Annotated in this window: 7 protein-coding genes; 6 read left to right on the top strand and 1 reads right to left on the bottom strand. The window is 63.4% G+C overall.

Going from position 1 to position 7,106, the window contains the following annotated elements:
• Nucleotides 1-127: 127 nt before the first annotated feature.
• Nucleotides 128-1,111 carry an inositol 2-dehydrogenase gene (gene iolG, locus VZ95_RS11375; protein WP_045775945.1) on the bottom strand — a complete coding sequence of 328 codons (984 nt, stop codon included), beginning with the start codon at nucleotides 1,109-1,111 and terminating at the stop codon, nucleotides 128-130.
• A 154-nt stretch (nucleotides 1,112-1,265) separates the two neighbouring features.
• Here iolG and VZ95_RS11370 point away from each other — a divergent pair, with 154 nt between their 5' ends.
• Genes VZ95_RS11370 through iolB form a run of 6 tightly spaced genes read left to right on the top strand, consistent with a single transcriptional unit; the run spans nucleotide 1,266 to nucleotide 6,950 of the window.
• Nucleotides 1,266-3,173, top strand: coding sequence for a bifunctional 5-dehydro-2-deoxygluconokinase/5-dehydro-2-deoxyphosphogluconate aldolase (locus VZ95_RS11370; RefSeq protein ID WP_045775944.1), 1,908 nt, complete (start codon nucleotides 1,266-1,268; stop codon nucleotides 3,171-3,173).
• 38 nt (nucleotides 3,174-3,211) lie between these two features.
• Nucleotides 3,212-5,062 carry a 3D-(3,5/4)-trihydroxycyclohexane-1,2-dione acylhydrolase (decyclizing) gene (gene iolD / locus VZ95_RS11365; RefSeq protein ID WP_045775943.1) on the top strand — a complete coding sequence of 617 codons (1,851 nt, stop codon included), beginning with the start codon at nucleotides 3,212-3,214 and terminating at the stop codon, nucleotides 5,060-5,062.
• A gap of 3 nt (nucleotides 5,063-5,065) precedes the next feature.
• Nucleotides 5,066-5,545, top strand: coding sequence for an IolE/MocC family protein (locus tag VZ95_RS27110; protein ID WP_232302624.1), 480 nt, complete (start codon nucleotides 5,066-5,068; stop codon nucleotides 5,543-5,545).
• Entirely contained in the window at nucleotides 5,508-5,948 is a 441-nt protein-coding gene (locus tag VZ95_RS27105) for a TIM barrel protein (protein WP_232302623.1), read from the top strand. The genes VZ95_RS27110 and VZ95_RS27105 overlap by 38 nt, the downstream gene beginning before the upstream one ends.
• Nucleotides 5,945-6,148 carry a hypothetical protein gene (locus tag VZ95_RS11355; RefSeq protein ID WP_045775942.1) on the top strand — a complete coding sequence of 68 codons (204 nt, stop codon included), beginning with the start codon at nucleotides 5,945-5,947 and terminating at the stop codon, nucleotides 6,146-6,148. The genes VZ95_RS27105 and VZ95_RS11355 overlap by 4 nt, the downstream gene beginning before the upstream one ends.
• A complete protein-coding gene (iolB, locus tag VZ95_RS11350) occupies nucleotides 6,141-6,950 on the top strand; it encodes a 5-deoxy-glucuronate isomerase (RefSeq protein ID WP_045775941.1) in 810 nt (269 codons plus the stop codon). The genes VZ95_RS11355 and iolB overlap by 8 nt, the downstream gene beginning before the upstream one ends.
• The last annotated feature ends 156 nt before the right edge of the window (nucleotides 6,951-7,106 follow it).

The following is a 7,106-nucleotide window of genomic DNA, read 5'->3' as shown; positions in this document are numbered from 1 at the left end:
CCCTTAAGAATCCGGCAGGATTTTATCCGAGGGCGGAGCCCTCAGTTTGAATGTCCGAAAAAGGGATTCTCAAGGGGCGAGCCCCTTGAGCGGAGGTGCAGGAGGCAGAGCCTCCTGCGTACACCCCCTATAGCGCAACCTTCACCGGCACCCCGGTCTTCACCGACTCGGCGGCGGCATCGGCGAGGATGAGGGATTTCAGCCCGTCGCTGCCGTCCGGGTAGGCGGGCGCGCCTTCGACTAGGGCGGCGATAAAAGCGTCGAGTTCGGCGCGGTAGGCGCTGGCGTAGCGTTCCAGGAAGAACGGTAGGGCCGGATCGGTAGTAAAGCCGGTGGCGGTGGCGGATTCGACCGTGGTCTGGGTCATATTTCCAGCGCGCAAGAGGCCTTTGCTGCCGTGGGCTTCGATGCGCTGATCGTAGCCATATGTGGCCCGGCGCGAGTTGGAGATTTGGCAGATCTTGCCGCTGGCGGTGCGCAAGGTGACGGCAGCGGTATCGACATCGCCCGCGTCCCCGATAGCGGGATCGACGAGGGCCGAGCCGATCGCATAGACTTCCACCGGCTCTTCCCCGAGCAGGAAGCGCGCCATATCGAGATCGTGGATCATCATATCGCGGAACAGGCCGCCGGAGCGGGCGATATAGGAGACGGGCGGCGGGGCCGGGTCGCGGCTGAGGATGGTCAGCAGTTCAAGATTGCCGATTTCCCCGCCTGCGAGGCGCGCTTGCAGCGCCTGGAAGCTCGGATCGAACCGGCGGTTAAAGCCGACCATCAGCTTGATCCCGGCGGCTTCCACCACCGCGAGGCAGGCGCGGACGCGCTCTTGCGACAGGTCCACCGGCTTTTCGCAGAACACGGCTTTTCCGGCCTTGGCGGCGCGTTCGATCAAATCGGCGTGGGTGTCGGTCGGCGTGCAAATGACGATGGCATCGGCGGTGAAGGCCGTGTCCAGATCGATGACCTTGGAGGCGCAGGCACCGGCAAGCTTTTGCGCCGCAGCACCATCGACATCGAACACGCCCAACAGCGTCACGCGGCCATTGGCGGCAATATTGCGCGCGTGGATTTGACCGATGCGACCGGCACCCAAAACGGCTAGGGAGACCATGCTTTCTGTTTCCTCACTGTGTGGCAATGCAGAAGATAAATTCTGATTTGACACGATAATAGAATAAGTGTTTCATTCTCGCAAGAGACGGCAGGTCCTTTCAGCGCTTTTCCGCGCCTAGAAGTCGCCCTCACCCTTAGAACGAATTGCTCCCATGACTGAACCACAGATTTTGGACGTTATCACCCTTGGCCGGGCCTCGGTGGACCTTTACGGTCAACAAATCGGCTGCCGCTTGGAAGATACCGCCAGTTTCGCCAAAGCCGTGGGCGGTTGCCCCGCCAATATCGCCATCGGCACCGCGCGGTTGGGGCTGCGCTCCGCCCTCATAACCCGCGTGGGCGATGAGCCGATGGGCCGGTTCATTCGCGAACAATTGCAGCGCGAAGGGGTCAGCACGCGAGGCATCGTGACCGATCCCGCCCGCTTAACGGCGCTTGTGTTGCTGGGGGTGCAGGACGAACACCAGTTTCCGCTGATTTTCTACCGCGACAATTGCGCCGATATGGCCCTGTGCGAGGCGGATATTGATCCGGCCTTCATTGCCTCGGCAGGGGCTTTGGTGGTGACGGGCACGCATCTTTCTACCGAAACCGTGCGCGCCGCGACCTGGAAAGCCTTACGCGCTGCCAAAGCCGCCGGTCGAAAACTGGTGTTCGATATCGACTACCGCCCCAATCTTTGGGGCCTCGCCGGGCATGGCGCGGGCGATGCGCGCTATATCGCCAGCCAGCGGGTGACGCAGCAGGTGCAGCCGATCCTGCCCGACTGCGATTTGATCGTCGGGACGGAAGAGGAGTTCCGCATTGCGGGCGGGCAGGAGGAGGTTGGGGCCGCCTTGCGCGCCGTCCGTGCCGTTACCGCCGCAACGCTGGTGCTGAAACGCGGGCCGATGGGCTGCGTTGTCTTCCCCGGCGGGATTCCGGACGATCTGGACCAAGGCATTCGCGGCGCGGGCTTCCCGATTGAGGTTTATAATGTGCTCGGCGCGGGCGATGCCTTTATGTCGGGCTTCCTGCGCGGCTGGCTCAAGGGCGAACCCTTGGAGACCTGCTGCACCTATGCTAACGCCTGCGGCGCTTTCGCCGTCTCGCGCCTGCTCTGCTCGCCGGAAATCCCGACGTGGCCGGAGTTGCAGTTTTTCTTGCAGGAAGGCAGCCCCCAGCGCGCTTTGCGCAAGGATGCGGCGCTGAACCATCTGCATTGGGCGACCACACGCCGCCCGCAGCCGGAAACGCTCATGGCGCTCGCCATCGATCACCGCGCCCAGTTCGAAGAGTTGGCCGACCGGTTGGGCGTGCCGCGCACCCGTATCGAGCCGTTCAAGCGGCTTGCCGTCGCGGCGGCGGCCGAGGTAGCCGCAGGCCGCACGGGCTTCGGCATGCTGCTGGACGGAACCTATGGCCGAACCGCGCTGTTCGACGCAGCCGCGCACAGGTTCTGGATCGGCCGCCCGGTGGAAAAGCCCGGCTCCCGCCCGCTCACCTTCGAAATCGGCGGCGATTTGGGCTCGCATCTTATCGAATGGCCGGTGGATCAGGTGGTCAAATGCCTGTGCTTCTACCATCCCGAGGATCCCGAGGAACTGAAAGCCCAGCAGGAAGAACGGCTGCTCGCCCTGCGCGACGCCAGCCGCCGGGTGGGGCGCGAGTTTCTGGTGGAAATCATCGCGGGCAAACACGGGCCGTTGCACGATGATACGGTCGCGCGGGTCATGGACCGGCTTTATGATCTGGACATCAAACCCGATTGGTGGAAGCTGGAGCCGCAGGTTTCGGCCCAAGCCTGGGCGCGGATTGATGCGACCATTCGCACCCGCGATCCGCTCTGCCGGGGCGTCGTGCTGCTGGGGCTGGAAGCGCCGGAAGAGGAATTGCTTGCGGCCTTCGAGGTGGCGGCGGCAAGCCCGCTGGTGCGCGGCTTTGCCGTGGGCCGAACGATTTTCGCGGCGGCGGCGGAAGCTTGGCTTTCGGGCAGTATTGACGATGCTGCGGCAATTGCCGATATGGCCCAACGTTTTTGCCCGGCTTACCCAAGCCTGGGAAGCCAGTCTGGCGCGTAAAGCCGCCGCCTGAAGAATAAAAAGGGATAGGGAGGATCATGTCTCACATCCGTCTGACGGCGGCGCAAGCGCTGGTGCGCTACCTCGCGGCCCAAAAAACCGAGATCGATGGCGCAATCGTGCCGATTTTCGCTGGGGTCTGGGCGATCTTCGGGCATGGCAATGTCGCCGGGTTGGGCGAGGCGCTCTACGGTGTGCAAGACGCGCTGCCGACCTATCGCGCCCATAACGAACAGGGCATGGCGCATGCCGCCATTGCTTACGCAAAGGCGCAGAACCGGCGGCGGATGATGGCCTGCACCTCCTCCATCGGCCCCGGCGCGCTGAATATGGTGACGGCGGCGGCCCTCGCCCACGTTAACCGGCTGCCGGTGCTGTTCCTCCCCGGCGATGTCTTCGCCAATCGGCGACCTGATCCGGTGTTGCAGCAGGTCGAAGATTTCGGCGACGCCACCGTCTCGGCAAATGATTGCTTCCGCCCCGTCAGCCGCTTCTACGACCGGATTCAGCGCCCTGAGCAGCTTCTGACCGCCCTGCCCCGCGCGCTGCAAGTGCTGACCGACCCCGCCGACTGCGGCCCCGTCACCCTCGCCTTTTGCCAGGACGTGCAGGCGGAAGCTTTCGATTATCCCGAGAGCTTTTTTGCGGAAAAACTCTGGACCCCGCGCCGCCCGCGCCCGGACCATGCTGAGCTTGAAGCGGCGGTCGCCCTGCTGCGGGCGGCGGAAGCCCCGCTTATCATCGCAGGCGGCGGCGTGCATTATGCCGAGGCCACGGCGCGCCTACGCCAGTTCGCCGAAACCCATCACATTCCGGTCACCGAAACCCAGGCCGGGAAAAGCGCCCTGCCCTACGATCATCCGTTGAACCTCGGGGCTATCGGCGTGACCGGCACCAGCGCCGCCAATGACGCCGCCGAAAAAGCCGATGTGATTCTCGCTCTCGGCACGCGCTTGCAGGATTTCACGACCGGCTCCTGGGCGCTGTTCAAAAACCCCAACCGGCGGATTATTGGCCTCAATGTCCAGCCCTTCGACGCGGGCAAGCACCAAGCGCAGCCGCTCGTCGCCGACGCCAAAGAGGGCTTGAAGGAGCTGACGAAAGCGCTCGCCCCCTATTCGGCCCCGAAAGGCTGGACGGACGCGCTCGCTACCGCAAAAGCCATATGGACCCAAGCGGCGGCAACCGTTCTCGCCGATCCGCACACCAACGCGCTGCCGACCGACGCACAAGTGATCGGCGCCGTGCAGCGGGCCGGAACGCCAGAGGATATCGTCGTTTGCGCGGCGGGGGGCTTGCCGGGCGAGTTGCATAAGCTCTGGAATGCCGCCGAACCCGGCACCTACCACCTGGAATACGGCTTCTCCTGCATGGGCTATGAGATCGCGGGCGGGCTGGGCGTTAAGCTGGCGCGGCCCGACCGCGAGGTGATCGTCATGGTCGGCGACGGCTCCTACCTGATGATGAATTCCGAACTCGCGACTTCGATCATGCTTGGACTAAAACTGACGCTGGTGGTGCTGGATAATCGCGGCTTCGGCTGCATCAACCGGCTGCAAAAGGGCACCGGCGGCGCGCCGTTTAACAATCTGTTGCAGGACACGAAGCACGCCACGCTGCCAGAGATCGATTTCCGCGCCCATGCCGAAAGCCTGGGGGCGATTGCGGTGAAAGTCTCGTCGCTCGCCGAACTCGAAACAGCGGTAAAAGCCGCGCGCGGCCATAGCCGCAGTAGTGTCATCGTCATCGATACCGACCCGCAGGTCTCGACGCAAGCCGGGGGCCATTGGTGGGATGTCGCGGTTCCGCAGGTCTCACCGCGCGCCGAAGTTCAGGCAGCCCATGCGGTTTATGCCGAAAAACTCGGCGCTCAGAAGTTAGGAGTTTAACAAATGTCCGTGCGTCTCGGCACTAACCCGATTGCCTGGTCGAATGACGATCTGCGTGCGCTTGGCGGCGCAACCCCGCTGGAAACCTGCCTTGCCGAAGCGCGGCACGCGGGGTTCACCGGTATCGAACTCGGTCACAAATTCCCGCGCGCGGCGGGGCCGCTGAAAGCGATCCTGAGCCAGCACGATATTGCCTTGGTCTCCGGCTGGTACTCCTCGGAACTTTTGGTCCGCGATGCGGCCGCCGAACTTGAGGCCATCCGCCCGCATCTAGATTTACTCAAGGCGATGGGCTGTTCGGTGTTGATTTTCGCCGAAACCTCCAACGCCATCCACGGCGACCAGAGCAAGCCGCTCTCTGCCCGCCCGAAACTCGCGGCGGGCGATTGGGCGGAATTCGGCAAGCGCGTAACCCAGGTCGCCGATGCCGTGGCAGCGGAAGCTGATGCTCGTCTACCATCACCATATGGGCACGGTGGTTGAGAGCGAAGCCGATATCGATGCGTTTATGGCGGCAACCGGCCCCTCTGTTGGGTTGCTGCTCGACGCGGGCCATGCGACCTTCGCCGGGGCCGATCCGGTTGCGCTCGCCAAACGCTACCGGGCGCGGATTCATCATGTGCATTGCAAGGACGTGCGCCGGGCGGTGATGGAGAGCGTGAAAGCGCGCGACACGAGCTTTCTCGATGCGGTGGTCGAGGGCGTCTTCACCGTACCGGGCGACGGAAGCGTCGATTTCGCCGCCGTGCTGAAGGAGCTTCCCGGCTACGCGGGGTGGCTGGTCGTCGAAGCCGAACAAGACCCGGCGAAGGCTAATCCCCTCACCTATGCTAAGCTTGGTCACGCCAATTTGAAACGCTTTGCCGAAGGTGCTGGCCTGTTATGAGCAAACCTCTCCCCCCGTGGCTCGAACCTTTTTGGGTGCGTCTGCTGATTCTGCTGATCTGCCTCGGCTGGAGCGCGGTCGAGAGTTTTTGGGGGGAGCCGTTTTGGGCCACGCTGGCGCTGGGCGCAGCGGCGCTTTGCGCCTGGGAGCTTTTCTTGAAACCGGCGCGCCGCGCGGGGAAAGAGGATAAACATGGCTGATCTTCGCGTGAAAACCCACAGCCCCGACGCGATGGGCCGGGTTCTATCGGTCACGCCGCAAAGCGCGGGTTGGATCTATGTGGGTTTCGACGTCTTCCGCCTCGCGCCCGGCCAAAGCCTGTCGGAAGTGACCGAGGATCGCGAGGTTTGCTTGGTGCTGCTCGCGGGCTTCGCCACCGTCACCGCGGGCGATGAAACTTTTACGAAGATCGGCGGGCGCGCCTCGCCCTTCGACGGCAAGCCCTATTCGGTCTATGTGCCCGCCCAATCCGACTTTACCGTGACGGCGGACAGCGATGTGGAACTGGCGGTCTGCTCCGCCCCCGGCACCGGGAAATTCCCCGTGCGCCTGATCCCGCCCGACGCGGTGGGGTTCGAGGAGCGCGGCCAGGGCAGCAACCGCCGCCTCGTCTATAATATTCTGCCCGATACCGCGCCCGCCGAAAGCCTGCTGGTGGTGGAGGTTATCACGCCCGGCGGCAATTGGTCCTCCTACCCGCCCCATAAGCACGATCAAGATGCCTTCCCCCAGGAAACTTTTCTCGAAGAAACCTACTATCACCGCCTCAATCCCCCCCAAGGCTTCGCTTTTCAGCGCGTCTATACCGACGCGCGCGATATCGACGAAACCTATGCCGTGGAAAATGGCGACTGCGTGATGGTGCCGCGCGGCTATCACCCGGTCGGCGCGCCCCACGGCTATGATCTCTATTATCTGAACGTCATGGCCGGACCGTTGCGGCAGTGGCGCTTCAAGAACGACCCGGCCCATGAATGGATCGTGAAACCGAAAGCGGAGTAGCCGGTTCGGGATGACGAAAACCTTCGGCCTGTGTACTCTGATGCGGCACTGCACACGCCAAGGACTTACGGAGATGTTGGACCCGGCCTCGCTGATTGTCCTGCACACGGCCATGATGTGGTCGTGCGCTATAGCATTTCTGTTGATCCAGCGGGT

Origin of the sequence: Elstera litoralis (assembly GCF_000963705.1) — a bacterium.
GTDB classification, from domain to species: domain Bacteria; phylum Pseudomonadota; class Alphaproteobacteria; order Elsterales; family Elsteraceae; genus Elstera; species Elstera litoralis.
The sequence above is the reverse complement of the archived record's forward strand: the minus strand, read 5'-3'. Positions and strand labels throughout refer to the sequence as shown.